Annotated in this window: 24 protein-coding genes; 15 read left to right on the top strand and 9 right to left on the bottom strand. The window is 68.8% G+C overall.

Annotated features, from left to right (window positions below):
* Nucleotides 1-38: 38 nt before the first annotated feature.
* A complete protein-coding gene (locus tag ACZ50Q_RS13690; RefSeq protein ID WP_464081878.1) occupies nucleotides 39-956 on the top strand; it encodes a LysR family transcriptional regulator in 918 nt (305 codons plus the stop codon).
* 42 nt (nucleotides 957-998) lie between these two features.
* On the opposite strand, the gene ACZ50Q_RS13685 is transcribed toward ACZ50Q_RS13690, so the two are convergent.
* From ACZ50Q_RS13685 to ACZ50Q_RS13675, 3 genes are read right to left on the bottom strand one after another with little or no spacing between them, the layout of a single operon-like run.
* Entirely contained in the window at nucleotides 999-2,150 is a 1,152-nt protein-coding gene (locus ACZ50Q_RS13685) for an acyl-CoA dehydrogenase family protein (protein WP_092578200.1), read from the bottom strand.
* Nucleotides 2,151-2,190: 40 nt separating this feature from the next.
* Entirely contained in the window at nucleotides 2,191-4,272 is a 2,082-nt protein-coding gene (locus tag ACZ50Q_RS13680; protein WP_464081877.1) for an acetate--CoA ligase family protein, read from the bottom strand.
* Nucleotides 4,273-4,312: 40 nt separating this feature from the next.
* A complete protein-coding gene (locus ACZ50Q_RS13675) occupies nucleotides 4,313-5,668 on the bottom strand; it encodes an MmgE/PrpD family protein (RefSeq protein WP_464081876.1) in 1,356 nt (451 codons plus the stop codon).
* Nucleotides 5,669-5,897: 229 nt separating this feature from the next.
* Between ACZ50Q_RS13675 and ACZ50Q_RS13670 the strand changes: the two genes are divergently transcribed.
* From ACZ50Q_RS13670 to ACZ50Q_RS13640, 7 genes are all read left to right on the top strand, one after another.
* Entirely contained in the window at nucleotides 5,898-6,791 is an 894-nt protein-coding gene (locus ACZ50Q_RS13670) for an NAD(P)-dependent oxidoreductase (RefSeq protein WP_464081875.1), read from the top strand.
* 48 nt (nucleotides 6,792-6,839) lie between these two features.
* A complete protein-coding gene (locus tag ACZ50Q_RS13665) occupies nucleotides 6,840-7,817 on the top strand; it encodes a Bug family tripartite tricarboxylate transporter substrate binding protein (protein WP_464081874.1) in 978 nt (325 codons plus the stop codon).
* On the top strand, nucleotides 7,818-9,248 hold the full coding sequence (locus tag ACZ50Q_RS13660; RefSeq protein WP_464081873.1) for an NAD-dependent succinate-semialdehyde dehydrogenase: 1,431 nt from the start codon (nucleotides 7,818-7,820) through the stop codon (nucleotides 9,246-9,248).
* Nucleotides 9,249-9,314: 66 nt separating this feature from the next.
* A complete protein-coding gene (locus tag ACZ50Q_RS13655) occupies nucleotides 9,315-10,535 on the top strand; it encodes an ABC transporter substrate-binding protein (protein ID WP_464081872.1) in 1,221 nt (406 codons plus the stop codon).
* On the top strand, nucleotides 10,532-11,347 hold the full coding sequence (locus ACZ50Q_RS13650; RefSeq protein ID WP_464081995.1) for an N-acyl homoserine lactonase family protein: 816 nt from the start codon (nucleotides 10,532-10,534) through the stop codon (nucleotides 11,345-11,347). The genes ACZ50Q_RS13655 and ACZ50Q_RS13650 overlap by 4 nt, the downstream gene beginning before the upstream one ends.
* A gap of 13 nt (nucleotides 11,348-11,360) precedes the next feature.
* Nucleotides 11,361-11,747, top strand: coding sequence for a hypothetical protein (locus tag ACZ50Q_RS13645; RefSeq protein ID WP_464081871.1), 387 nt, complete (start codon nucleotides 11,361-11,363; stop codon nucleotides 11,745-11,747).
* Nucleotides 11,744-12,613: an alpha/beta fold hydrolase gene (locus ACZ50Q_RS13640; RefSeq protein ID WP_464081870.1), complete on the top strand. Its 870-nt coding sequence runs from the start codon at nucleotides 11,744-11,746 to the stop codon at nucleotides 12,611-12,613. The genes ACZ50Q_RS13645 and ACZ50Q_RS13640 overlap by 4 nt, the downstream gene beginning before the upstream one ends.
* 81 nt (nucleotides 12,614-12,694) lie before the next feature.
* On the opposite strand, the gene ACZ50Q_RS13635 is transcribed toward ACZ50Q_RS13640, so the two are convergent.
* Together ACZ50Q_RS13635 and ACZ50Q_RS13630 are read right to left on the bottom strand one after the other, a co-directional pair.
* Nucleotides 12,695-13,597: a LysR family transcriptional regulator gene (locus tag ACZ50Q_RS13635; RefSeq protein WP_464081869.1), complete on the bottom strand. Its 903-nt coding sequence runs from the start codon at nucleotides 13,595-13,597 to the stop codon at nucleotides 12,695-12,697.
* Nucleotides 13,598-13,685: 88 nt separating this feature from the next.
* Nucleotides 13,686-14,588 (bottom strand): LysR family transcriptional regulator, encoded by a 903-nt coding sequence (locus ACZ50Q_RS13630; RefSeq protein WP_092578220.1) that lies wholly within the window; start codon nucleotides 14,586-14,588, stop codon nucleotides 13,686-13,688.
* A gap of 155 nt (nucleotides 14,589-14,743) precedes the next feature.
* On the opposite strand from ACZ50Q_RS13630, the gene ACZ50Q_RS13625 reads away from it, so the two are divergent.
* Entirely contained in the window at nucleotides 14,744-15,730 is a 987-nt protein-coding gene (locus tag ACZ50Q_RS13625; protein ID WP_464081868.1) for a tripartite tricarboxylate transporter substrate binding protein, read from the top strand.
* An 80-nt stretch (nucleotides 15,731-15,810) separates the two neighbouring features.
* Entirely contained in the window at nucleotides 15,811-16,143 is a 333-nt protein-coding gene (locus ACZ50Q_RS13620) for a cupin domain-containing protein (protein WP_464081867.1), read from the top strand.
* A gap of 101 nt (nucleotides 16,144-16,244) precedes the next feature.
* Here the strand turns inward: ACZ50Q_RS13620 and ACZ50Q_RS13615 are convergent, their stop codons facing one another.
* From ACZ50Q_RS13615 to ACZ50Q_RS13605, 3 genes are all read right to left on the bottom strand, one after another.
* On the bottom strand, nucleotides 16,245-17,570 hold the full coding sequence (locus ACZ50Q_RS13615) for a PQQ-dependent sugar dehydrogenase (protein WP_464081866.1): 1,326 nt from the start codon (nucleotides 17,568-17,570) through the stop codon (nucleotides 16,245-16,247).
* The gene (locus ACZ50Q_RS13610) at nucleotides 17,567-17,995 is read right to left on the bottom strand and encodes a DUF2231 domain-containing protein (RefSeq protein WP_083714317.1); all 429 of its coding nucleotides are present in this window, start codon (nucleotides 17,993-17,995) and stop codon (nucleotides 17,567-17,569) included. Before ACZ50Q_RS13610 ends, ACZ50Q_RS13615 begins: the two co-directional genes overlap by 4 nt.
* Nucleotides 17,996-18,094: 99 nt before the next feature.
* Nucleotides 18,095-19,585 carry an efflux transporter outer membrane subunit gene (locus tag ACZ50Q_RS13605; RefSeq protein ID WP_464081865.1) on the bottom strand — a complete coding sequence of 497 codons (1,491 nt, stop codon included), beginning with the start codon at nucleotides 19,583-19,585 and terminating at the stop codon, nucleotides 18,095-18,097.
* Nucleotides 19,586-19,696: 111 nt separating this feature from the next.
* Between ACZ50Q_RS13605 and ACZ50Q_RS13600 the strand changes: the two genes are divergently transcribed.
* The 4 genes from ACZ50Q_RS13600 to ACZ50Q_RS13585 all read left to right on the top strand — a co-directional run bounded on the left by ACZ50Q_RS13600 (nucleotide 19,697) and on the right by ACZ50Q_RS13585 (nucleotide 25,255).
* Complete coding sequence (locus ACZ50Q_RS13600) at nucleotides 19,697-20,314, top strand: TetR/AcrR family transcriptional regulator (protein WP_464081864.1); 618 nt, start codon at nucleotides 19,697-19,699, stop codon at nucleotides 20,312-20,314.
* Between the two features lie 127 nt (nucleotides 20,315-20,441).
* Nucleotides 20,442-21,548: an efflux RND transporter periplasmic adaptor subunit gene (locus tag ACZ50Q_RS13595; RefSeq protein WP_464081863.1), complete on the top strand. Its 1,107-nt coding sequence runs from the start codon at nucleotides 20,442-20,444 to the stop codon at nucleotides 21,546-21,548.
* Entirely contained in the window at nucleotides 21,545-24,640 is a 3,096-nt protein-coding gene (locus ACZ50Q_RS13590) for an efflux RND transporter permease subunit (protein WP_464081862.1), read from the top strand. The genes ACZ50Q_RS13595 and ACZ50Q_RS13590 overlap by 4 nt, the downstream gene beginning before the upstream one ends.
* A gap of 75 nt (nucleotides 24,641-24,715) precedes the next feature.
* Nucleotides 24,716-25,255: a PaaI family thioesterase gene (locus ACZ50Q_RS13585; RefSeq protein WP_464081861.1), complete on the top strand. Its 540-nt coding sequence runs from the start codon at nucleotides 24,716-24,718 to the stop codon at nucleotides 25,253-25,255.
* 37 nt (nucleotides 25,256-25,292) lie between these two features.
* Here ACZ50Q_RS13585 and ACZ50Q_RS13580 read toward each other — a convergent pair whose 3' ends face one another.
* Nucleotides 25,293-26,018, bottom strand: coding sequence for an acetoacetate decarboxylase family protein (locus ACZ50Q_RS13580; RefSeq protein WP_464081860.1), 726 nt, complete (start codon nucleotides 26,016-26,018; stop codon nucleotides 25,293-25,295).
* Nucleotides 26,019-26,145: 127 nt separating this feature from the next.
* Here ACZ50Q_RS13580 and ACZ50Q_RS13575 point away from each other — a divergent pair, with 127 nt between their 5' ends.
* Nucleotides 26,146-26,550, top strand: a complete 405-nt coding sequence (locus ACZ50Q_RS13575; protein WP_464081859.1) for a DUF2946 family protein — start codon at nucleotides 26,146-26,148, stop codon at nucleotides 26,548-26,550.
* Nucleotides 26,551-26,710: the final 160 nt, after the last annotated feature.

Genomic DNA, 26,710 nt, shown 5'->3' with positions numbered 1-26,710 from the left:
CCCCATTCCCCCACTTCCACCAATCCCCTGGAGCCGCCATGGACCGTTTTGACGCAATGAACGCCTTTGCGCGCGTGGTGGAGACCGGCAGCTTCACCAAGGCGGCCGAGACCCTGCACATGAGCAAGACCAGCGTGACGCAGCTCGTCCAGCAGTTGGAGGCGCGCCTGCGCGTGCGGTTGCTGAACCGCACCACGCGCAAGGTCAACGTCACCGCGGACGGCGCCGCGTACTACGAGCGCGTGATCAAGCTTCTGGCGGACATGGACGACGCCGAGACCAGCCTGTCCAGCGCATCGGAAGCCCCGCGGGGCCGGCTGCGCGTGGACGTGCCCAGCCCCCTTGCGCGCATGGTGCTGGTGCCCGCCCTGCCGGCCTTTCACGCCCGCTACCCCGACATCCAGCTCGACATGGGCGTGAGCGACCGCATCGTCGACCTGATCGGCGAGAACGTCGATTGCGTCGTGCGCGGCGGCGAGCTGACCGATCAGTCGCTGATGGCGCGCCGCGTCGGCGACCTGCGGTTGGGCGTCTATGCCGCGCCCTCGTACCTGAAGCAGGCGGGCAAGCCCGCCCACCCGCGCGAGCTGGAAGATTCGCACCACCGGATCGTGGGCTTTCTGTGGGCGCGCACGGGCCGCGCCCTGCCCTATGCGATGCGGCGCGCCAACGAGATCATCAACGTGCAGGGCCGCTACGTGCTGGCGGTGGACGACGGCAACGCCTACCTGGCCGCCGGCCTGGCGGGGATGGGCGTGCTGTGGCTGCCGGACTACATGTCCGAACCCCACCTTGCGCGGGGCGAGCTGGTCCCGGTCTTCGAGGACTGGCGGATGGACCCGATGCCTTTGTACGTGGCGTTCCCGCCCAACCGCCACGTCAGCGCCAAGCTGCGCGCGTTCATCGACTGGATCGTGGAGCTGATGGGCGCGTACGCCCCGGCGGCGGGCCGGTAGCGCGGCGGCGGCACGCCGCCAGCGCGCCGCGACATCCCGCTGTCAGCGCGGCGGGCGCTGCGGGAAGCTGCGCTCGAAGATCCCTTCGGCGATGCGGTTCTTCAGGATCTCGATGGACCCGCCCGCGATCATCCAGCCGCGGCATCGGCGCACGCAGTATTCGACCAGGGACTCGCGGCTGTAGCCCAGTCCGCCCAGGACCTGCAAGGCATCGTTGGCCACATCGAAGCCCACCTGGTTGCAATAGGCCTTGGCGATGGCGGTCTCCGTCGCGGACGGAAACCCCGTGTCCGCGCCGGTCGCGGCCCGGTACAGCAGCAGTTGGGCGGCATCGAGCTTGATGCGCATGTCGGCGAACTTCCATTGCAGGCCCTGGAACTCACACAGCAGGCGGCCGAACTGCTTGCGCTGCATGGCCCAGTTGCGCGCCTCTTCATACGCATAACGTCCCAGGGCCAGCGAGCGCGCGGTGTTGCCGATGCGCTCGACGTTGAATCCCGCGATCTGCTTCTTGAAGCCGCCCTCGCCCAGCACGACCATGTCGTCCGGCACGAAGACGTTGTCAAAGAAGATCTCGACCCATTCTTCGCCCGACATGAAGGCGGACCGCTTGCCAAGCTTGACGCCTTCGTCGCGGGTCCCGATCAGCACCGACCCGATGCCGGCCGTGCCGGGCGCGAAGCGCACGTAGGCCAGGATGACGCTGGCGTGCGGGCCGTGCGTCGTGAAGATCTTCGTGCCGTTGATGCGCCAGCCGCCGTCCGCGCGCGTGGCGCTGGTCTTGAGCTCCGTGACGGCCGAGCCCGCGTCCGGTTCGGTCATCCCCACCGAGATGAGTCCTTCGCCGGCCAGCAGGCCCGTCAGGTACTTCTGTTTCTGCAAGGGGCTGCCGTACTCGGCCAGGACGCGGATGGCGCCGAAGTTGCCTGCCTGCACCACGTCCGCGCTGCGCGGGCAGACGGCGGCGACGGTCTCGATCGCAATGACGGCGTCCATCAGCGACCCGCCGATCCCGCCGTCCTCCTGCGCCACCGTGATGCCCAGCAGCCCCTGGCCCGCCATCAGGCGCGCGATGTCCCAGGGGTAGTCGTCGGAATGCGCGCGCTCCACGGCGCCGGCGCGCAATTCGCGGTCGGCGAAGCGGCGCACGGCCGTCTGGAAGTCGCGCTGTTCGGGAGTGAGGGTGAAGTCCATCTTAGGGTTCCTGATGCAAGAGTGGGAAAGTGGATGCCGGTCAGGCCAGGCGGACCAGGGCATCGACGGCGACCACGCCATCGGCGCGGACGAACAAGGGGTTGATTTCGGCCTCTTCGACGCGCACGCCATCGCACAGCGCCAGGCGCGAGAAGGCGGCAATGGCGCGCGCCAGCGCCTCGCAATCGCCTTCGGGCAGGCCGCGAAAGCCGCGGACCAGACGGGTCTGGCGGACCTCGAAAATCATGCGCCAGGCCTCGTCGACGTCCACGGGCGCCAGACGCACCGCGAAATCCGGCGCCAGCTCGGCGGCGATGCCGCCTGCGCCCAACAGCACGGTCGGGCCCACCAGCGGGTCGTGGCGGTAGCCCAGGATCAGTTCGATCAGGCGGTCTTCCATGGGCTGCACGAGGATGCCGTCGACCCGGGCATCCGGCGCGCGCAGCCGCACCGCCTCGCGCAGTTCGCGCGCGGCCGCTTCCAGCGCCTGGGCGTCGCGGATGCCGATGCGCACCGCGCCCAGCTCGGTCTTGTGCGCCAGGTCGCGCGAGCAGATCTTGGCCACGAGCGGGTACGGGACGCGGTGATCCAGCCGGTCCGGCGCGAGCAGCTCGCCTTGCGTCACCGGCACCCCCAGGTCCGCGAACACCTGCGCGGCTTCGAACTCGCTGAGCATGCCGCTGCGCGGCAGGCCGTCCGGCCACGGCTGCGGCGCACCCTGCCCGGGCGGCCGGCCTTCCGGCGCAAAGAACACGGCCAGCGCATCAGCGCAGGCTTCGGGCGTGCGAAACGCCGCGATGCCGCCTGCCTGCAGCAACGCCAGCGACGCCGGCGCTTCGGGCGCCAGGAACACCGCCAGCGGCTTGGCGGCGGGCTTGTCGGCCTGGAGCAAGGGCTGGACGGCCAGGGCAGGATGAAACTGCGCGGACGACCCGACCACGCTCAGGACCGCATCGCACCAATCGGCGCGCAGCAGCGCTTCGAGCAGCATCCGGTATTGCTCGCTGGACGCCGCCAAGGTGAGGTCGATGACCGGCGTTTCGCGTATCTTCAGGCCGCGCTGCGCGATCTCCCGCACGAACGCGGCCGGCGGTGCAACCGCCGCCAGGCCGCGCAGCCCCAGGTTGTCGACCACGGTCGCGGCGCCCCCGCCCGTGGTCGTAATGACCGCCACGCGCGGCGCATTCCCCTCCCGCGCCCGGCTGCCACCCGCGGGCCGCGCGTAACGGGCAGCCAGCGGCGCGATCTCGAACAGGGTCTCCAAGTGCTGCACCCGCATGACGCCATGGGCCTTCAGGAAGGCGTCCACCGCCACGTCGTTGCCCGCCATGGCGCCGGTATGGGACTGCGCCAGCGCGTCGCCCTGCTCGGAGCGGCCAAGCTTGTAGGCCACGACCGGCTTGCCGGCCGCGCTCGCCCGGGCAAGCGCGCGCGCCAGCGTGGGCGCGGCGCGCAGCGTCTCCAGGAAAAGCAGGATCACCTCGGTCCGGGCGTCGTCCACCAGCGCGTCCACCACTTCGCCGACCGTGATGTCGCTTTCATTGCCGACCGAGACCGACTTGGCAAAGCCAAACCCGCGCGCGGCGGCGCGGGACAGCAGCGACCCCATCATGGAGCCGCTTTGCGACACGAGGCTGATGCCGCCGGCCAGCAGGGTGTCGGCCTCGAAGGCGGCGTTCACGGACAGGATGCCGCCGCCGTGCAGGTCGGCCAGACCGATGCTGTTCGGCCCGAGCAGTCGCAGGCCCAGCGCGCGCGCCTGCCGCACCAGCTCGGCCTGGCGCGCCTGCCCTTGCGGCCCGGCTTCGCCGAAGCCGTCGGAATAGACCGTCACCACGCGCGCGCCGGCCCGCGCGCAGTCGGGCAGCAAGGCGGCCACGCCGTCGCCGGGAATCATGATGAAGACGTGATCCACCGGCCCGGGCAGCTCGGCCAGCGACGGATAGGCGCGCTCGCCCAGGATCTCGGCGCGGCCCGCGTTGACGGGATAGATGGACCCGGCATAGCCGTGCTTGCGCATGAAGCGCAGCGGGCGCGCGGTGTTCTTGCGCGCGTCGCCCGAGGCGCCCACCAGGGCGACCGCACGGGGAGACAGCAGCGCGTCAGCGAAAGAAATGGACATGGAATTGGCAGTCGTCATAAGGGCCATGGAAAGTGGGCGTTCAAAGCTTGGGCATGTCTGCCGCCAGGCGCAGGGCGCGCACCGGCATGGCTTCCAGGCGCCAGACGGCGTCGCGCAGCGCCAGCATGCGCGCGCCGCCCAGCACGGGGCCGGCCAGCTCGGCGAATTTGTCGTTCAGGTCCGCGTCCGACAGCGGCGCCTCGGGGTCGCCCTTGCGGTAGGGAGCGTGGTGTTCCAGCACGTCGCCGCCGAGCGTCGTGGCGGACAGGCGCGCGGCGCGCATCGCCGGAAAGCCCGCCGACAGGTCCGGGGCCGCGCGCAGTTCCAGCCGCTGCATCAGCCCGCGCAGGCGGGGATCGTGCAGCCGCGCCGCGCCAAAGGCCTCCAGCCGCACCGATCCGTGCACCAGCGCATGCGCCACTACATACGGCAGGCTGAACTTCGCCTCGAACGCGGTGGCGGGCTGGAAATTGCCCGTCACGTCCAGCGCGGTCTGGTATGTCTCGACCCGCAACGCGGCGATATCGTCCGGCTGCAGGCCGCGCTCGCGCAACGCCAGCGCCGCGTCGATGGCGGCGAACGTATGGCCGCAGCAGCCGTGGTTCTTCTGGGTGATCGACAGGATGTTGTAGCGTTCGCCCAGGCCGGCCACGGCCAGCCGCCAGTCGGGGTCGCGCGCCAACGCGGCACCAAAGCCCACCTCGCCCTCCAGGATGTCCGGCACACCCGTGATGCCGTGCGCGGCGCCCTGCCCGGCCCGCACGCCGACCTCGGCGGCATGGCCCGCATGCAGCGCCTTGCTCATGGCGTCTGACCGGAAAGCCTGTTGCAGGCCGCTGGCCAGCGTGCCGGCGGTGGCCAGCGCGTGCAGCATGACCTGCGCATCGCCCGGCGCGCACAGGGCCGCGGCGGCGGCAGCGCCGCCGAAACAGCCCACGGTGCCCGTCGTATGGAAGTAGCGGTAGTGCCCGGGCTGCACCGCCGCGCCGATGCGCGTCGAAATCTCGTAGCCCACCACGATCGCCTGCAGCAGCGCCAGACCGCTGGCGTCGTGCTCTTCGGCCAGGGCAAGCGCCGCGGCGATGGTCGGGCAGCCCGGGTGATAGACCGCGTCGCGGAAGATGTCGTCGAACTCCACCGCATGCGACACGCTGCCGTTGATCCAGGCCGCCGTCGCGGCAAAGGCCGTGGTCGCGCAACCAGGCAGGCTGGACGCGCCCGACCCCAGCTCGGCGCCATGCGCGCCCAGCAGTTGCTGGCACGGCGCGGCGCGGGTGCCGGGGTACAGCGCCGACAGCCAATCCAGGAACGCGCGCTTGGCGTAGTGGATGACCTCCTCGGGCAATCGGCCTACAGCGTCTTTCGCGCCATAGGCGGCGATGGTGTCCAGCAGCATTCGTCTCTCCGTGGTGAGTGCGGCGCAGCTTGCGCGCCGTTCGCTTCTGCCGATCACTCTAGGCGGCCGCGCCGCGCGAGGATTGATAAAAAGGAAAACGAGCCTTCTTGATCGGAAGGGGCCGGAATTGGTGAACGTTGCTTTGCCAATTTTTCATACCGCCGCGCCGGCGGCATCCGTAAGCTGCATGGCAAGACGAGAAAAACAACGCATGACCAAGGAGGAAGTAATGAGCGAGACCAAGACCCCGCTGGGCTTCATCGGCCTGGGCGTGATGGGCGAACCCATGTGCGCCAATCTGGTCCGTCGATCCGGGCACCCGGTGTACGTGACCGATATCAGTCCCGACCCGGTGGCCCGCATCGGCGAATTGGGCGCGCATGCCTGCGCGTCGGTGGTGGAGGTGGCGCAAAGCGCCGAGATCGTGTTCCTGTCGCTGCCCAGCATCGTGCAGGTGGAACAGGTCTGCACCGGGCCGGGCGGCCTGGTCGAGGCCGCGGGCCGGGTGCGCATCGTGGTGGACATGAGCACCAGCGACGTCACGCGCACCCGCCAGTTGGCCGAAGTGCTGCGCGGCCACGGCATCGTGCTGATCGACGCACCCGTGGCGCGCATGCGCGAGGCCGCCCGGCTGGGCACGCTGATGATCACGGTGGGCGCCACCCGGGAAGACTACGACACGGTCCTGCCCTATCTGTCCTGCATGGGCTCCGACGTGCTGCTGTGCGGGGGCATCGGCAACGGTCAGGTGGTCAAGATCATGAACAACATGGTGGTCTTCATGACGGTGCACGCCCTGGCCGAAGCCGTCACGATCGGGCGCAGCGCCGGGGTGGACGGCACCCTGCTGCTGGATGCGCTGAGCAAGGGGTCGGCCGACAGTTTCGTGCTGCGCAATCCGGGCCAGAAGGCGCTGGCCCCGTCCCACTTCCCGGAAAAGACCTTTCCGACCGAATACGCGATCAAGGACATCCTGCTGGCCCTCGAACTGGCCAGCCAGGGCGACGTGGACGCCCGGGCGGCCAAGCTGACGCACGACCTGCTGGAGCGCACGCGCGCCGCCGGTTACGTCAAGGAGTACTACCCGGTGATGGTCAAGCTGATCGAGCGCGGCTACGCGTAAGCCGTCCATCCGGCGCCGCGCGCCGCCCATTCCCTGTCCGAGACATCCATGACACCCCTGCTACGTCGATGGGCCCTGCCCCTGCTCGCCGCCACGATCGGCATGAACGCCGCCGCCGCGGACTATCCCACCCGCCCGATCACGCTGGTGATCGGCTTTACCGCCGGCGGCCCGACGGACGCCGTCGGCCGCTACCTCGCCCGCCAGCTCGAGACCGAGCTCGGCCAGACCGTCGTGGTCGAAAATCGCGCCGGCGCCAACGGCGTGGTCGCCGTGCAGGCGGTCAGGCGCGCGCCCGCCGACGGCTACACCCTGATGCTGGGCAGCAGCGGCACGCTGTCGATCGAACCCGTCTACAAGCAAAAGGTCGACTACCAGGTGCTCAAGGACTTCCAGCCCATCGCCCTGGTCGCCAGCTATCCCTACCTGCTGGTCGTGCCGGCCAGTTCGCCCTTCGACTCCGTGCAGGCGCTGATCGCCGGGGCACGCGAAAAGCCCGGCGCGCTGACCTTCGCGTCGGCCGGCAGCGGCGCGGTGAACCACCTGGCGGGCGAATGGTTCAAGAGCGCCACCCGGGTCGACATCACTCATGTGCCCTACAAAGGCGACTCGGCGGCCATCGCCGACCTGGTGGCCGGGCGCGTGGACATGGCCTTCCTGAGCGCCATCGCCGCCATGCCGCAGGTGCAGGCCGGCAAGCTGCGCGCGCTGGGCATCGCCGCCGCGCAGCCGTCTTCGGTGGCGCCCGGCGTGCCGACAGTGGCGCAGGCCGCCGGCATTCCCGGCTTCACGGCCGAACCCTGGAACGGCGTGCTGGCGCCGGCCGGCGTGCCGCCCGCCGTCACGCAGCGCCTGAACGCCGCCATCAACAAGGTCATGGGCACCGGCGAAGCGCGCGACGCGCTGCTCAAGCTGGGCCAGTACCCGATGCGCGGCACCCCCGACGACTTCGCCCGCCACATCGGCTCGCAGACCGAACGCTGGGCGCAGGTCATGCAGACCAGCCACATCGCAAAGGCAGACTAGATGGACTACCCCGAACTGACCCTGCTCATCGGCGGCCGCGCGGTCGCGGCCGGCGCCCGCCCCGGCCTGGAAGTGATCGACCCCGCCACGCAGGCGGTGCTGGGCCGATTGCCGATGGCCTCGGCCGATGACGTCGACGAGGCCCTGGAGGCCGCGCGCCGCAGCTTTCCGGGCTGGCGCGACACGGCGCCGCTGGACCGGGCGGCGATTCTGCGCCGCGCCGCCGCGCTGATGCGCGAGCGCACGCCGCAACTGGCGTGGCTGATCACCCGCGAACTGGGCAAGCCCCTGGCCGAATCCGAAAAGGAAGTCGCCACCGCCGCCGAGATGTTCGAATGGGGCGCCGAGGAAGCGCGGCGCACCTATGGCCGGCTGATCCCCGGCCGCGTGGGCGGCATCCGCCAGATGGCGATCCCGGAACCCATCGGCCCGGTTGCGGCGTTCTCGGGCTGGAACGCGCCGGCGATCACGCCGTCGCGCAAAATCGCCGGGGCCCTGGCCGCGGGCTGCTCCATCGTCATCAAGCCCTCCGAGGAAACACCGGCCATCGCGCTGGAGATCGGCCGCGCGCTGGCGGACGCGGGGCTGCCCGCGGGCGTGCTGAACATGGTGTTCGGCGATCCGGCCGAGATCTCCCGGCGTCTCATCGCCTCGCCGGTCATCCGCATGGTGACCTTCACCGGCTCCACGTCCATCGGCCGTGAACTGGCGATGATGGCGGCGGGCGGCCTGAAGCGGGCGACGCTGGAACTGGGCGGGCATGCGCCCGTGCTGGTGTTCGGCGACGCCGATCCCGTCGGCGCGGCCGATACCGTGCTGGCGGCCAAGCTGCGCAATTCCGGCCAGATCTGCACGTCGCCCACCCGCATGTACGTGCATGAAAGCGTGTACGAACGCTTCGTGGAGCGCCTGGCCGAACGGGCGCGCGGCTGGCGCGTGGGCAACGGCCTGGAAGCCGGCGTGCAGATGGGACCGCTGGCCAATCCCCGGCGGCTCGCCGCAATGGAAACCCTGGTGGCCGATGCGCTGAAGCACGGCGCGCAACTGGCGGCCGGCGGAGAGCGGCTGGATCTTCCCGGGTGGTTCTGGGCCCCGACCGTGCTGCGCGACGCGGGCCCCGAATGCCTGGCCGCCAACACCGAACCCTTCGGCCCGCTGGCCCTGGTGCAGCCGTTTGCCGAGCTGGACGAGGCCCTGGCACAGGCCAACCGGCTGCCTTTCGGGCTGGCCTCGTATGTCTTCACGCGCGACGCCGCAACGGCCCGCATCGCGTCCGAGCGCATCGACAGCGGTGTGGTCTGCATCAACCATTGCCAGGCCTCGCTGCCCGAGACGCCGTTCGGCGGATTCAAGGACAGCGGGCTGGGCAAGGAAGGCGGCGTCGAGGGCCTGCAGGAATTCATGCAGGTCAAGTACGTGAGCCAGATGTAGCGCGCAGCCATCACCCGAGCGGCGCGGCGACCGACCGCGCCGCCGCACCATCCAAAGGAGAACACCATGCATAAGAAAATCACCGGAATCACCGCCGCGATCGCGGTTGCCGCCCTGGCCGGCGCCGCGCAGGCCCAGCCGTCCGAAGGCATATCCGACGGCGTCGTGCGCATCGGCGTGCTGACGGACATGTCCGGCGCCTATTCCGGCAACGTCGGCCCCGGCTCGGTACTGGCCACGCGGCTGGCCATCGAGGAGTTTGGCGGCAAGGTGCTGGGCAAGCCCATCGAAATGCTGTCCGCCGACCACCTGAACAAAACGGACGTCGCCGCCAGCCGCGCGCGCGAATGGATGGACCGCGACCAGGTCGACGTCGTGACCGAACTGGGCAACAGCGCCGTCGCGCTGGCCGTGATGAACATCGCCCGCGAAAAAGGCCGCATGACCATGGTGACCGGCGCCGGCGCCACCCGCATCACCGGCGAAGACTGCTCGCCCAATAATGTCCAGTGGGTCTATGACACGTACGCGCTCGCCAAGGTGGGCACGTTGCCGCTGGTGGAGGCCGGCGCGAAGAAATGGTTCTTCGTGACCGCCGACTACGCCTTTGGCCACTCGCTGGAAAACGACGGCATGCGCTTTGTGAAGGAAGGCGGCGGCACGGTGGCCGGGTCGGCGCGCTATCCGTTCCCGGGGAACGATTTCGCGTCATTCCTGCTGTCGGCGCAGTCCAGCAAGGCCGATGCCGTCGCCTTCGCCAGCGCGGGCGCGGACCTGCAGAACGAGATCAAGCAGGCGCGCGAGTTCGGCCTGGCGGGCAAGCAAAAGCTGGTCGCCATGCTGATGAGCATTACCGACGTGCATGGCGTGGGCCTGGACGCCGGCCAGGGCATGACCTTTGCCGAGACCTTCTACTGGGACATGGACGACGAGACGCGCGCCTTTGCGCAGCGCTTTCACAAGGCGTCGGGCAAGATGCCCACGGCGCTGCAGGCGGGCCAGTATTCCGCGGTGCTGAACTACCTGCGGGCGGTCGAGAAGTCGGGGTCGGACAATGTGGACGTCGTGATGAAAACGCTGCGGGCCCAGCCCATCCACGATGCGTTCGCACGCAACGCCCGCCTGCGCGAGGACGGCAAGCTCATCCACGACACCTACGTGGTGGAGGTCAAGTCGCCCAAGGAATCCAAAGCGCCCTGGGACTATTACAAGATCGTGCGCACGGTGCCGGGCGACCAGGCGTTCATGCCCTTGTCCGAGAGCCAGTGCAAGCTGGTCAAACCATGATTCCCACGCCGCAAGCGGCCGGCGACGCGCCGGCCTACGAGGTCTATGCGATCCGCTACGCCAGCGTCACGCGGCGCGCGGCCGACAACTTCCTGTCACGCGTCGACGTCCATGACGGGCCCATGCCGATGGACTTCTTTTGCTGGCTGCTGCGCGGTCCGCAAGGCAACGTGCTGGTCGACACGGGCTTTAGCGCCTGCTCGGCGCGCGCCCGCAACCGCGCCTTCACGCTGCAGCCCGAGGCGGCGCTTGACCGGCTGGGGCTGGCGCCCGCGGACATCGGCGACCTCATCCTGACGCATCTGCACTACGACCACGCCGGCAACGTCGAGGCCTATCCGAATGCGCGCGTGCATCTGCAGGACGCCGAGATGCAATACGCCACCGGCCGCTACATGTGCTTTGAATCGATGCGGCATTTCTTCTCGGTGGACGACGTGCAGGCGGTGGTGCGCCAGGTGTACGCGGGGCGCGTGTGCTTTCACGATGGCGATGCCCGGCTGGCGCCCGGGCTGGAGATCTACCGCATCGGCGGGCACACGCAGGGCCTGCAGGTCGTGCGCGTGCACACGGCGCGCGGCTGGGTCGTGCTGGCGTCCGACGCCCTGCACTACTACCGCAACTTCCAGGACAACAATCCCTTTCCCGCCATCTTCCACTTGGGCGATATGCTCGAGGGCTATGCGCGCATCCGGACCCTGGCGGATTCCGAGGCGCACATCGTGCCCGGCCACGACCCCGCCGTCACCCAGCGCTATCCACGCGCCGTCGACGGCGACGGCATCTACCGCCTGGACGTTCCGCCCCTGTGACAAGGACAACGCAATGCAAGAAGACGACTTCATCCTTCACCGACTGGCGGACGCCGTGAACCGGCAGGAGCGGCTGGTATGGCGAGGCCGGCACCTGAACACGGTGTTCCTGCTGGAGTGCGGCGACACGGCCTATCTCATTGCCGTGCAGGCCGGCCGCATCGAATCGGTGCGCCGCGGCCCCTTCGTCATGCCGCGTTGGCAATTCGCGCTGCGCGCGGCCGCGGCCGACTGGGCGCAGTTCTGGAGCCCCAGGCCCGCGCCCGGTTTCCATGACCTGATGGCGCTGGTGAAATTCCGCCGCCTGCGCGCCGAAGGCGACCTCCATCCCCTGATGTCCCACCTGCTTTACTTCAAGGACGTGCTGGCCTGCCCGCGCGCCAAAGGAGCGTCCCTGTGAACGCCAGCCCCGCCCGCTTCGAGCCCATCGTCGGCCGCTATCTGCACCTGCCGCTGGGTGGACGCCCGCAGCGCATTTACGTCGAAGAAGCCGGCAGCGGCACCCCGCTGCTGTGCCTGCACACGGCCGGCGCGGACTCGCGCCAGTACCGCGCGGTGATGAACGACCCGGCCATCCTGGAATCCTTCCGCGTCATCGCCTTCGACCTGCCGTGGCACGGCAAATCGTCCCCGCCCGAGGGCTGGCAGGAAGAAACCTACCGGCTGACCTCGCAGGACTACGCCGAGGCGATCATCGCCGTGGCCGACGCGCTGGCGCTGGACCGTCCGCTGGTGATGGGCTGCTCCATCGGCGGCCGCATCGTGCTGCATCTGGCGCTTGAGCACGCCGACCGCTTCGGCGGCGCCATCGGCCTGCAGTCCGGCGCGCACGTCGACCCGTACTACGACCTGGAATGGCTGAACCGGCCGGACGTGCACGGCGGCGAAGTCTGCGCCGGCATCGTGTCGGGCCTGGTCGGGCCGGGCAGCCCCGAGAAGCATCGCTGGGAGACCTTGTGGCACTACATGCAGAGCGGTCCGGGCGTGTTCAAGGGGGACCTGCACTTCTATACCGCGGACGGCGACATCCGCGACCGCGTGGCCGGCATCGACACGCAGCGCTGCCCGCTGTGGCTGCTGACCGGCGAATACGACTATTCCTGCACGCCCCAGGACACGGAATTCCTGGCGGGCCGCATCGCCGGATCGCAATGGCAGATCATGGAAGGCATGGGCCACTTTCCCATGAGCGAGGACCCGGACCGGTTCCTCGGCTATCTGCGGCCGGTGCTGGCGCAGGCGGCGCGCAGGCGACAGGGCGCATAGCGCGAGGACGCGCGGGCGCGGGTACGTCCGATCTCCCGGGGCCGTGGCGCGGGCTGACGGCTGCGCCACCACCGCGCCGGGTCACTCCCCTTGCAACTGCGGCGCCGTCAGCGCCTTGAGCAGGTCGTCCACCGGCCGCGCAAGCTGGCTCGTATCGCGCACGCACACGTAGAACTGGCGCTCGGCCCAGTCATCGCGCAGCCGCAGCAGCGCCAGTCCCATCGAAGACAGGTAGTGCCGCGCGATGCCTTCGGGCACCACGCCGATGCCCAGGCCCTCGCGGATCATGCGGCAGCGCGTCTCGAAATTGGACACCTGCAGCTTCACGTTCGGCGGCCGCGACAGCGTCTGCCCCGCGTAGGCCAGGAACTGGTCGAGCGAATGGCGCGGAAAATAGCCGAGCAGGTCGTAGTCCAGCGCCTCTTCCAGGTACAACTCGGAACGGCCCGCCAGCGCATGGCCCACCGGCACCACCAGTCCCACGCGATCGCGCCGGAAGGGAAACGAAGCGACGCCGGGCACCGGGTGGTCCGCGTGATAGATGCCGATGTCCACCGAGGCCTCGGCGACCATGCGCGGTATGTCGTAGCTGTGGCCTTCGAGCAGGTCCACGCTGACGTCGCTGCGGCCGGCCAGAAAGCGCCCCATCACGCCGGGCAGGAATTGCAGGATGGTGGACGGGTTTGAAGCCAGGCGGATCTTCGCCTGGCCGTCCAGGGTATAGCCGTTGATGGCCTGCTCGGTGAGCTGCACGCTGCGCAGGATGGCCTTGGCCCGCTGGTACAGCAATGCGCCCGCCGGCGTGGGCTCGACGCCGCGCCCGTGCCGGTGCAGCAGCGTGCGGCCCAGATGCCGCTCCAGTTCGGCCACGCGCTTGCTGGCCGCGGACGTCACCAGGTTTTCGCGCTCGGCCGCTTTGGACAGGCTCTTTTCCTCGACGGCCGCGACGAAGATTTCCAGCGCTGGGATGTCTAGCTTTTTCATGGGGGCAATATACCGTGGCGGACCGCCGCCCGGCCGCGCTGGCGCAGCATTGGTGCTGCTGTGGCGCAGCATTGGCGCTGCGCTGGCGTCAGCGCGATCCGGATCCCTGCCTTGTCGCGAGTTCGCCCGCCAGTTCCAGCGCCTGCGCCAGAAACGCGGAGGCGTCGTCCTTGCGGTAGCTGACGATCACCGGCGACACGAAGGCGTCGGCGTCGATGCGCACGTGGGCGACGTCCTGGCGCTGCAGCCGCTGCACGGAGGCCGGCACCACGGTAACGCCCAGCCCCGCGGCGACCAGTCCGATGGCGGTCTGCAGTTCATTGGCTTCCTGCACCACCTGCACGGCGTGCCCGGCGGCGCGGAACAGGCCCAGCACGTGGTCGGCGTAATTCGGGCGCGGCCGGGCCGGATAGAGCACGAAGGGTTCGCGCGCCAGCCGGTCCACCGAGACGCTGGCCTGTCCCGCAAGCGGGTGATGCAGCGGCACCGCGGCCATCAGCGGTTCGGTCATGAGCACGCGGCGTTCGATGGCCGGATCATCCAGCAGGATGCGGCCGATGCCCAGATCGATGCGGCCCGCCTTCAGGGCTTCAAGCTGCGGCAGGGTGTTCATTTCCATCAGGCCGACCTCGACCCGATCATCGGCGCTGCGCAGCAGCCGGATCAGCTCGGGCACGAACCCATAGAGCGTGGACGGCACGAAGCCGATGCCGAACCAGCGGCGCTCGGTCTGGCCCAGCCGGCGCGTGCCTTCCAGCACTTCTTCCAGGCGGGCGGTCAGTAGCCGCGATTGTTCGAGCAGGAAGCGGCCCGCCTCGGTCAGGCGCAGCGCGCGGGTCGTGCGCTCGAAGAGCTGCACGCCCAGCTCCTCTTCAAGCTGGCGGATCTGGCGGCTGAGAGGCGGCTGGGCGATGTGCAGGCGCGAGGCCGCCAGCGTGAAGCTGCCCGCCTCGGCCACCGCCTGAAAGTAACGCAGATGCCGGAGTTCCATCTTGATTCAGACCCTGAAGGTATCAATCGAAACCCATATAGTCTTGGACACCCTGGAAAAAGGCAAGCGATACTGCCGCTAAGCGTTCAGGCCCTGACATTCAAAGTATGAATGGAACAGGCGCCGCAGATAATTCGAGAAACACGGAGACAACCATGCGCATGCGCCATGTATTCAAACCCTTTGCCCGCGCGTTGCTGGCCGCCACGCTGCTGGCCGGCGCCACCGCCGCGCACGCCGACGCGTATCCCGACCGGCCGGTGAAGTGGATCGTGCCCTTTCCGCCCGGCGGCGCCATGGACAGCATCGCACGCACCCTGAGCGAGTCCATGGGCAAGCAGCTCAACACGTCCTTCATCGTCGAAAACCGCGCCGGCGCGGGCGGCAATATCGGCGCGGCGGCCGTGGCGCGCGCCAAGCCCGACGGCTACACGATCCTGATCGTCGCCAACGGCATGGCGGTCAATCCCGCGCTTTACCAGAGCCTGAACTACGACCCCACCAAGGATTTCGCCCCGATCTCGCTGCTGGCCGTCGTGCCCAACGTGCTCGTCACCAATCCCGAACGCACCGGCGCGACCAGCGTGCAGGACGTGATCGCCAAGGCCAAGGCCCAGCCCAAGCACTACACGTACGCGTCTGCCGGCGTGGGCACCTCGATCCACCTGGCCGGCGAGATGTTCGTGTCGATGACGGGCGTGGACATGCTGCACGTGCCCTACAAGGGCAGCGGCCCCGCCGTCGCCGACCTGCTGGGCGGTCAGGTCGACTACATGTTCGACAGCATCACGTCCGCCAAGCCGCACATCGACAGCGGTAAGCTGCGCGCGCTGGGCATCACCACCGCCAAGCGCTCGCCCGCGCTGCCCAACGTGCCGACGCTGCAGGAGGCCGGCGTGCCGGGCTACGAGCTGATGCCCTGGTTCGCGGCTTTCGCCCCGGCCGGCACGCCGCCGGAAGTGGTGGCCAAGCTGAACGACGCCATGCGCACCGCGCTGGCCGAGCCCAAGGTGAAAGCGACGCTGGATTCGATCGGCGCCGAGTCCATCGGCAGCACGCCCGAGGCGCTGCGCGACCACCTGGCCAAGGAAACCGCGCAATGGAAGGATCTGGTCAAGGAACGCGGTATCAAGATCAACTGATCCGGCCGCCAACCGGGCGCGAGCCCGGCGCGCGGATGGGGTATCGTTGGTTCATCCCATCCCAGCGAAGGACAGCCATCATGGCCTTGAAACACGCGGATCCCGGGCAGGTCATCGATCTCTCTCCCTATGGCGCGGCGCTTGCGCAAAAGCAGTCGATCGCGCTCTTCAAATCCGGCGACCTGGAAGTCATGCGGCTGGTGCTGCTGGCCGGCAAGAGCATGCCCTCGCACGACGTGGCGGGGGAAATCACCCTCCAGTGCCTGGAGGGCAGCGTGGAAGTGGCCGCCGGCGGCGCCACGCATATCCTGGATGCGGGCTGTTTGATGTATCTGCCGGGCCGGGCGCCACATTCGCTCTTCGCGTTGGAAAACGCGTCGGTGCTGGTGACTGTTGCGCTAAAGCGGAATTAATTAGTTAGGGAGTTAGGGCGGAGCGCCGCCCTGCCCTGGCGCCGCCGACCGGTCTAGTGCCGCGCCGGCCCGCCGGCCGTGTTGCCGTGCCGGAATGGAATTCAAGGTCGCGCCGCGGCGACGGGCTTGGGTGGCGGCGCGGACGGCGCCGGCGTGACGCGCCAGATCGTGTTGGACAGATCGTCGGCCACGATGAGCGCGCCTTTCGGATCGACCGTCACGCCCACCGGGCGGCCGCGCGTGGTGCCGTCGCTGTCGCGAAAGCCCGCCACAAAGTCCACGGGCGGTCCGGACGGTCGGCCATCGGTGAAGGGCACGAACACCACCTTGTAGCCGACTGGATCGCTGCGGTTCCAGCTGCCGTGCTCGCCGACGAAGACGCCGTTGGCGTACCGGTCCCCCATCGCGGCGTTCGAAAAATCCACGCCCAGCGCCGCGACGTGCGAGCCCAGGCTGTAGTCGGGCGCGATGGCCGAGGCGACCTTCTCGGGGTCTTGCGGCCGGACGCGATCGTCCACGTTCTTGCCCCAGTAGCTGTAAGGCCAGCCGTAGAACGCGCCTTCCTTGACCGACGTGAGGTAGTCGGGCACGAGGTCCGGACCGAGCTCGTCGCGCTCGTTGACCACCGCCCACAATTGGCCGGTGTCGGGCTGGATGGTGAGCGCGGTGGGATTGCGCAGGCCCGTGGCGTACGCCTTGTATTCGCCCGTGGCGGCGTTGACGCGCCAGATGCGGGCGCGATCGACTTCCGCCGTCATGCCGCGCTCGGTGATGTTGCTGTTGGAACCGATGCCGACGTACAGATACTGCCCGTCGGCGCTGGCGGTCAGGGCCTTGGTCCAGTGATGGTTGATCTGCGCGGGCAACGGGGTAACCGTGACTGGCGGGCCGCTGGCCTTGGTTTGACCGGGCTGGTAGTCGAACCGCACCAGCGCGTCCTGGTTGGCGACGTAGAGATGGTTCCCGACCAGCGCCAGCCCGTACGGCGCATTGAGATTCTCGGCGAACGTGGAGGCCTCGTAGGTGCCGTCGCCTTCGGCATCGCGCAGCAGCGTCAGGCGGTTGCCGCCCTTGACCGGGCTGGTGCCGCGGGCCTTGATGATGCCCGCGATCACATCCTTGGGCTTGAGGTCCGGGGCGCTGCCGCCGCGGCCTTCGGCAACCAGGATGTCGCCGTTGGGCAGCACCAGCGTCTGGCGCGGGATTTTCAGATCGGTGGCGATGGCCGAAATCCTGTATCCCTCGGGGACGGTAGGCGCCTTGTCGCCCCACTGGGCGGGCTTGGCGATCACCATGTCGGGCAGCAGGCCCCGTTCGGGCGGCGGCAGTTCGGGCGTCGGGCCGACCTGCGCGGTCCCGGACTGGCCGCTGCATACCCCGGCCGCCGCCAGCAGCGGGATCCCGGCAAGCAAGCGAAGCTTCTTCATAGCGGTCCCCTGATGTGCGGCGTGCGAAATCCCAGGCAGACGGCCACGAACGCCAGCAATGTCGCCGCCACGGACAGGATCAGGCCGGCGGGCATGCTTGCCCAGGCGTCGCGGGCATGCATGAGCGCGTTGAGGACGCCAACCAGCCATGCGGCCAGCAGCACCAGCGCATACGGCACGATGCCCCGCGCGCGCTGCGTCGGCCTGAAGACATCGATCAGGGCGAACAACAGGGCGACGGCGCCGAACACCAGACCGCCGACCAGCAGCCAGGACGCGAAATTATTCCACTGGATGTGAAAGGTCTGCGCATACGCCGCATCCGCCAGCGCGGCGCCGAGATACAGCGGAAACATCCCCGCCAGGAAGACCGCGGGCATGGGCCGCACGGTCAGGGCATACCGGTTTTCGATGAGTTGAGTCACTGGGATCGCCTCGTGGAATGCGGGCCCAAGCACGCGCCCGTGACGGGTCGCGCAGCAAGCCGCATTCCTGTCGCGCAAGGGCGACCGGCATCCCAGGCATCAGCGCCGCGCGACCTGCGCAGGCTCGGCGGGCGGGGCGTGCTGGGCCGGCTGGGCGGGCACACCCGGCTGCCACCCACCGCCCAGCGCCTTGTACGCCGCCACGGCCGCGCGCGCCGACTCGCCCTGGGCCAATGCCCGGTCGTCCGACGCCTGCAGCAGCGACGCATCCGCATACAGCACGTCGATCAGGCTGGCGGCGCCGCGCTCATAGGCGGCAAACGACGATGCGCGGGCGCGCGTCAGGGAATCTTCGCCCCGCGTCAGCGCCGCGGTCTGTTCCGCGCGCCGGAGCAGCGCGGAGAACGCGTTCTCGACGTCCTCCGTCGCATGAAGCACCGCCAGCCGGTACGCGGCCAGGGCCTGCGCCTCTTGCCCCTTGGCCAGGTCGATCTGCGCGTTGATGCGGCCGAAGTCAAAGAGACGCCAGCGCAGGCCGAGCACGCCCGCGGACTGGCTGGCGCCGCTGGAAAACAGATTGCCGCTGGATACGGTCGTCGCGCTGCCCAGCAGGCCGCTCAACGAGAACTTGGGGTAGTACTCGGCGATGGCGACGCCGATTCTTGCATTGGCCGCGGCCAGCCGGCGTTCGGCCGCGATCAGGTCCGGGCGGCGCTGCAGCAGATCGGCGGGCGATCCCATGTCCGCAATGCGCGGCGTCGCGGGGATGGGCGCGGAAACTTCCAGTTCCGAACGATGGGTGCCGGGGGGCTCGCCGAGCATCACGTCCAGGGCGTTCATGGCCGCATCCAGGCCCGCCTGCAAGACCGGGACCGTGGCCTGGACCTGCGACAGCGCGCCGTCGGCCTGCTGCACCTGGTATCTGGCCGCCAGCCCTCTCTCGTGGAGCAGCCCCACTTTTGCGACGAGATCCTGTTGCGTCCTGACCTGCCGCCGCGCGATCTCCAGACGCGCCTGCAGGCTGCGGATGACGATGTAGGTGTCCGCGGTTTGCGCGGCGACGGCAAGCTGCGTCGCCATGGCCGCCGCGTCCGCGGCCTGGAGGTCCGCAATGGCAGCCTCGCGGCCGCGCCGCAGGCCGCCGAAGAGGTCCACTTCCCAGCTCGCCTCCAGGTTCGCCTCGTAGTCGTTCCCCCACCGGTCGTATCCCGGCGTGGCGTTGAGCACTTGTCCCAACGGCGTCTCGACCGACTGATACGCACGCGCGGCCTGGCCGCGGACCTGGGCTGACGGCAGCAACGCCGCGTTGGCCGCGCCCAGCCCGGCCCGGGCCTGCGCGACGCGCGCCGTGGCCTGCGCCAGATCCAGGTTCTGCGCGATCGCCTTCGACACGAAACGCGCCAGCATCGGATCGTCGAACTGGCGCCACCAGGCCGTCAGGTCCTGGCTGGCCGCGGCCCCGGCCTGCGCGGCCGGGGTCTGCGTGTAATGGCTGGGCAGCGGGGCTTCCGGCTTGCGGTAGTCAGGCCCTACCGCGCACCCGGTCGTCACACTGGCGCATAGCAAAACAAGAAAACGACGGGCGAACATGGGAATCCTTCAAGACGGGCTGAAATGGGGAGCAGCAATGGATTGATGGGTGACTATAATACCGTTTGGTCACTTGTTGTCAACACAATGTCCGCGGGTTAAGCTCCCGGGATGAGCAAAGCAACATCCCCCGACCCCCATGCGCGCGGCCCGTCCGATCACGAGGTCCGAGACCAGATCGTCGACGCCGCGACCGAATACTTTGGCCTTTACGGCTACGACAAGACCACCGTGTCCGATCTGGCCAAGGCGATCGGCTTTTCCAAGGCCTACATCTACAAGTTCTTCGATTCCAAGCAGGCCATCGGCGAGGTGATCTGCGCGAACCGGCTGAACATGATCACGGTGGCCTTGGACGCCGCCGTGGCGGACGCGCATTCGGCCCCGGAAAGGCTGCGCCGCATCTTCAAGGCCCTTGTGGAGGCCGGCAGCCAGCTCTTCTTCCAGGACAGCAAGCTGTACGACATCGCGCGGACCTCGGCCAGCGAGTCGTGGCCGTCCGCGCGGGCCTATGAGGCGCACGTCAAGGACCTCATCCTCAAGATCGTGCGTGAAGGCCGCGAGGCCGGCGACTTCGAGCGCAAGACGCCGCTCGACGAAACCGTGGACGCCATCTACCTGGTCTTGCGGCCCTACCTGAATCCCCTGCTCCTGCAGCACAACCTGGACAACGCCGAGCAGGCGACGATCCAGTTGTCGGGCCTGATTCTGCGCAGTCTGGCACCATGAGCGAATGTGGCAATCCGGTGCGCGCAACCGGTGTGCCACAAAAATTTGGCGCAAAATATCATTGTGACCATTGACTGTTTTAGTCACACGTTTAGAATGGGAGCCTTCTTTGTGAGGATGGTTTCCCATGCTTCGGCGTCAGCTTGCTCCGTTTGCCCTCTGCCTGTTGCCTTTCGCCCTCGCGGCATGCGGCGATAGCCCCCCTCGGGATCCCCGAGTCGATCCCCCGCTCGTGCGCGTCGGCGTGGCGCAAGACGCATCCGCCTCGGCGCGGTCCTTCTCCGGCGTGGTGGCGGCACGCGTCCAGAGCGATCTGGGATTCCGCGTGTCGGGCAAGGTGTTGGAACGGTTGGTCGACACTGGGCAGACCGTGACGCGAGGCCAGCCGCTCATGCGGCTGGACCCGGAAGACCTGGGGCTGCAGGCCCGGGCGCAGCGCGAGGCCGTCGCGGCGGCTCGCGCGCGAGCCAAGCAGACCGCCGATGACGAAGCGCGCTATCGCGGCCTGGTGGCGGAAGGCGCGGTGTCGGCGTCGGCCTATGCGCAGATCAAGGCGGCCGCCGATACCGCGCGCGCCGACCTGCAGGCCGCCGAAGCCCAGGCCAACGTCGCGAAGAATGCATCGAGCTATGCCGTGCTGTTGGCCGACGCCGATGGCGTCGTCGTGGAGACGCTGGCCGAACCGGGACAGGTGGTCAGCGCCGGGCAAACCGTGGCGCGGCTGGCGCGAGCGGGCCAGCGCGAAGCCATCGTGCACTTGCCCGAAACGCTGCGGCCCGCTGTGGGGTCGTCGGCCCGCGCGCGGCTGTACGGCGACCACCAGACGCCCGCGCCCGCCACGCTGCGGCAGCTTTCCGATGCCGCCGACCGCGTCACGCGCACGTTCGAGGCCAGGTATGTGCTGTCGGGCGAGTTGGCGCGCGCGCCGCTGGGCGCCACCATCACGATCGACATTCCCGAATCGTCCGATGGCGCCCCGTCGGTACAGGTGCCGATCGGCGCCTTGTTCGATGCCGGCGCCGGCCCCGGCGTCTGGGTCGTGGACGGCAGCCCGGCCCACGTGGCGCGGCGGTCCGTGCAGGTGATCAGCCTGAGCGACGACGCGGCGCGCGTCGGCGGCGACCTCAAGCCGGGCGAGCGCATCGTGTCCCTGGGCGCGCATCTGCTGCATGAAGGCCAGCCCGTGCGCGTCGGCGACCAGAATGCGGTCGCCGCAGCGGGAGCGCATCAATGAGCGAGGGCCACTTCAACCTGTCCGCGCTCGCTGTGCGCGAGCGTTCGATCACACTGTTCCTGATCTTCCTCATCTCTGTCGCCGGCATACTCGCGTTCTTCCAGCTGGGCCGGGCCGAAGACCCGCCCTTCACCATCAAGCAGATGACCGTCGTCACGGCATGGCCCGGCGCGACGGCGCAGGAAATGCAGGATCAGGTGGCCGATCCGCTGGAAAAGCGGCTGCAGGAACTGCGGTGGTACGACCGGACCGAAACCTATACGCGGCCGGGCCTGGCGTTCACCATGGTCACCCTGCAAGACAGCGCGCCGCCAGGGCAAGTGCAGGAAGAGTTCTACCAGGCGCGCAAGAAGCTCTCGGACGAAGCCAAGCAGTTGCCTCCCGGCGTCATCGGGCCGCTGGTCAACGACGAATACGCGGACGTGACATTCGCCCTGTATGCGCTCAAGGCCAAGGGCGAGCCCCAGCGCCTGCTGGTGCGCGACGCGGAGGCGCTGCGCCAGCAACTGCTGCACGTGCCGGGCGTCAAGAAGGTCAACATCATCGGCGAGCAGCCCGAGCGCATCTTCGTGTCCTTTTCGCATGACCGCCTGGCCACGCTCGGCGTCGATCCGCAGGACATCTTTGCCGCGCTCAACGGCCAGAACCTGCTCACGCCCGCCGGGTCCATCGACACCGACGGGCCGCGGGTGTTTCTGCGGGTTGACGGCGCGTTCGACAACCTCGACAAGATCCGCCAGACGCCCATCGTGGCGCGGGGCCGCACGCTGAAACTGTCGGACGTGGCCACGGTGGAACGGGGTTACGAAGATCCGGCGACCTTTCTGGTGCGCAACAACGGCGAGCCGGCGTTGCTGCTGGGCGTCGTCATGCGCGATGAATGGAACGGGCTGGATCTGGGCCGCGCGCTCGAAAAGGAAGTCGCCAGCATCAACCAGGCGCTGCCCCTGGGCATGAGCCTGACCAAGGTCACCGACCAGGCCGTCAACATCAGCGCCGCCGTCGACGAGTTCATGGTCAAGTTCTTCGTCGCATTGCTGGTCGTGATGCTGGTGTGCTTTATCAGCATGGGGTGGCGCGTGGGCCTGGTGGTCGCGGCCGCGGTGCCGCTGACCCTGGCGGCGGTCTTCGTGGTCATGGCGGCCTCCGGCAAGAACTTCGACCGCATCACCCTGGGCTCGCTGATCCTGGCGCTGGGCCTGCTGGTGGACGACGCCATCATTGCCATCGAAATGATGGTGGTCAAGATGGAGGAAGGCTACAGCCGCATCGCCGCGTCGGCGTATGCGTGGAGCCACACCGCGGCGCCCATGCTGTCGGGCACGCTGGTCACGGCGGTGGGATTCATGCCGAACGGCTTCGCGCGCTCCACCGCCGGTGAATACACCAGCAACATGTTCTGGATCGTGGGCATCTCCCTAATCGCATCCTGGGTGGTGGCGGTGGTGTTCACCCCCTACCTGGGCGTGAAGATGCTGCCGGACATCAAGAAGATCGAAGGCGGACACCACGCCATCTACGACACGCGCAACTACAACCGCTTCCGGCGCCTGCTGCGTCATGTCATCGGCCGAAAGTGGCTGGTGGCGGGCACCGTCATCGGCGCGTTCGCGCTTGCGGTCGTCGGCTTGGGCATGGTCAACAAGCAGTTCTTTCCCACGTCGGACCGGCCCGAAGTGCTGGTTGAAGTCCAGATGCCGTATGGCACGTCGATCGAACAGACCAGCCAGGCCGCCGCCCAGGTCGAAACCTGGCTCGCCGGCCAGCCTGAGGCCCGGATCGTGACGGCCTACGTCGGCCAGGGCGCGCCGCGGTTCTTCCTGGCCATGGCGCCCGAACTGCCCGACCCCTCGTTCGCCAAGATCGTGGTCCTGACGAGCAATGACAAGGAGCGCGAAGCGCTCAAGTTCCGGCTGCGCCAGGCCATCGCCGACGGCCTGGCGCCGCAGGCGCAGGTCCGCGTTACCCAGATCGTGTTCGGACCGCCTTCACCGTTTCCCGTGGCTTACCGCGTGATGGGACCCGATCCCGACACGCTGCGCACGATCGCCGCGCGCGTGCAGTCCATCATGCAGGCCGACCCGATGATGCGTACCGTCAACACGGATTGGGGTCCGCGCGTCCCGGCCCTGCATTTCACGCTGGACCAGGACCGGCTCCAGGCAGTGGGCCTGACGTCCAGTTCGGTGGCGCAGCAATTGCAGTTCCTGCTCAGCGGCGCGCCCCTCACCAACGTGCGCGAGGACATCCGCTCGGTGGAAGTGGTCGGCCGGGCCGCTGGCGACGTGCGCCTGGATCCGGCCAGGATCGCCGGGTTGACGCTGGCGGGCGCGGCCGGCCAGCGCGTGCCGCTGTCGCAGGTCGGCACGGTCGAGGTGCGCATGGAAGACCCGATCCTGCGGCGCCGGGACCGCATACCGACGATCACGGTGCGCGGCGACATCGCCGAAGGGCTGCAGCCGCCGGATGTGTCCACGGCCGTCCTGAAGCAGTTGCAGCCGGTCATCGATGCCCTGCCCGCGGGCTATCGCATCGAACAGGCCGGCTCCATCGAGGAGGCCGGCAAGGCAAGCACCGCCATGTTGCCGCTCTTTCCCATCATGATCGCCGCCACCCTGCTCATCATCATCCTGCAGGTGCGCTCGATTGCGGCCATGGTGATGGTGTTCGCCACCAGTCCCCTTGGCCTGATCGGCGTGGTGCCGACATTGCTGCTCTTTCAGCAACCGTTCGGCATCAATGCGCTGGTCGGCCTGATCGCGCTGTCCGGCATCCTGATGCGCAACACGCTGATACTGATCGGCCAGATCCACCAGAACGAGCACGACGGCCTGGCTCCGTTCGACGCGGTCGTGGAGGCGACGGTCCAGCGGGCGCGGCCGGTCATCCTGACGGCGATGGCCGCGATTCTGGCTTTCATCCCATTGACGCATTCCGTGTTTTGGGGAACGCTGGCCTACACGCTGATCGGCGGCACGTTCGCCGGCACGATCCTGACGCTGGTCTTCCTGCCGGCGATGTACGCCATCTGGTTCAAGATCCGCCCGGCCTCCGCGCAGGGCGCCGCCAGACCCGAGGCCGTTCCCGGCTGATCCAGGGTCTATCCATCAAGCCCGCAGCGCGGCGGTCCGTCGCCGCGCCGCGGGCTTCACGTTCAAGGGGTTCGCATGTACAGCAATCGACAGGCCTGCTGGTTGACGCAATACGAGGCAGCGCGCGAGCGGCTCCTTGCCGGCGGGGGCAAGCCCGCTATCGCCAGCGCGGAACAGATCGGCGGCATGACGGGGCTGCAGATCCTGCACGCCATGATGGCCGGCGAGCTGCCCTACCCGCCGATGAACGACACCATGAACATGACGTTGGTGGAGGCGGATTCGGGCTGGGTCGTGTTCATGGGGATCCCGGAGCTACGCCACTGCAACCCCTTCGGCACCATCCATGGCGGCTGGTTCTCCACGCTGCTCGATTCGGCGCTGGGGTGTTCGATCCAGAGCGCGCTGCCGGAAGGCCGCACCTACACGACCGTCGAACTGAGCGTCAACATCGTGCGGCCGGCAACGCCGTCCAGCGGCCCGCTGCGCGCCGCCGCCACGCTGATACACAGCGGCAGACAGATCGCCACGGCGCAGGCCCGGGTGGAGGACGAAAACGGCAAGCTGTACGCACACGGCACCACGACGTGCATGGTGTTCGACCGCCGCGCGTAGCGGCGCGGGGCTGGGTCGGCGGGCGCCCGCTCCGCCCCTAGACCCCGAACGACACGGACATGTCCTGCAGCCACACGCTGGCCAGCGGCTGGCGTGCGGCCAGGAAACCGAGCGGACCGTCTTCGGCCACGCGCCAGCGCGCCGACCCGAAACGCGCCCTGCCCCGCAGGGTGCAGCGGGTGCGCAGGGGGCCCGCGTGACCGTCCTGAACCGTCCACACCGCAAGGCGCAGCGGAACGGCCACGCGCAACCCCGGGTGAAACTGCAGGCTGGCCACGAACTGCCCTTCATCCGTGCGGCACGCGGCCGTGCCGGTGCCGACATTGCCGGAAGCGCCGAACTCGCCGGGGACGCCGGAAGCCCCTTCCGCGCGCAGCGGCTCGAACCGGCCCATCCGCTTGGGAATGCCCCACAACTCCCGGCCTCCGGCGGCGGCGGCATCGTCGTCCACCCAGATCGGGCCGACAGTGCAGGCGGGCGCCAGCAAACCCGCGTGGCGCACGGCCGTGGCAAAGAGCAGTTCGTTGTAGGCCAGCGTGCCGCCCGGTTCATAGGCAGTCCAGACCGTGGCGCAGATGGCATGGCGTCCCAGGGTGACCACGCGCGCGTCGCCGGGCGCCCGCTGGCGCGGCATATCGGCCAAAGGAACGCGCCACGCGCTGATGAGCGCATGGCCGCGCAGGTGCCATGGCGCTGGGGGATAGGCGCCCGCCGCATCGGGGTGCACGTCATCCGAGGGACGGTCGTGGGAAGGATCAATCATGCTGGCGAACTCCTGTGCAGGCCGCCGGTGGCGCGCCGCAAGATCGATAGTAAAGGTCCTGCGACAGATCGCCGCACGTGTTGCGATTCGTAGAGAATGCGTCAGATTCTGTAATAGAATCCCGCCCATGCGTACCGACCGGGACTCTGCGATCAAGCCCCGCGGCCTGCCCTGGCGTTTGCTCGTCTGTCTGGCAATGGCCGCGTTCGTGCTGCGCGCTTTCATCCCGGACGGCTTCATGGCGGGGCGGTCGACGACCTCGCTGATGCTGACGCTGTGCGACGCGGGCGTCGCGCTCAATGTGACGTTCGATCTGCCGTCGCAGCCCGATTCCAAGCATGCCGCGAGCGATGCCTGCGTCTTCGGCGCCCTCGCCGCGCATGCGATATTGCCCGAGACCGGTCTGGCGCCCGTGCTCTCGGCCCAGGCCGCCTACGCAGCGCCTGCATCCGCCGTCCATCGCGCCGCGCCGCCGCTTCCCGCGCTGGGCCCGCCCCTCGGGCCACGCGCCCCGCCTTCCCTGTCTTCCTGATTTGCCGCGCCCGCGCGCTTTGCGCCGCGCTCGGCAGCGAAGGGAGGGATACGTCCGGAACATGCCTCGATACGTCGCCAGTACATTGGCGCCGCCCGCGTGATGTCCCCCTCTTCGCGTCCGCATTGCCCGCCGGCATTCACGCCGGCGGCAGATCCAG

Source organism: Achromobacter sp. T5-5 (assembly GCF_055397965.1).
This window is presented reverse-complemented; position numbering and strand designations above follow the sequence as displayed.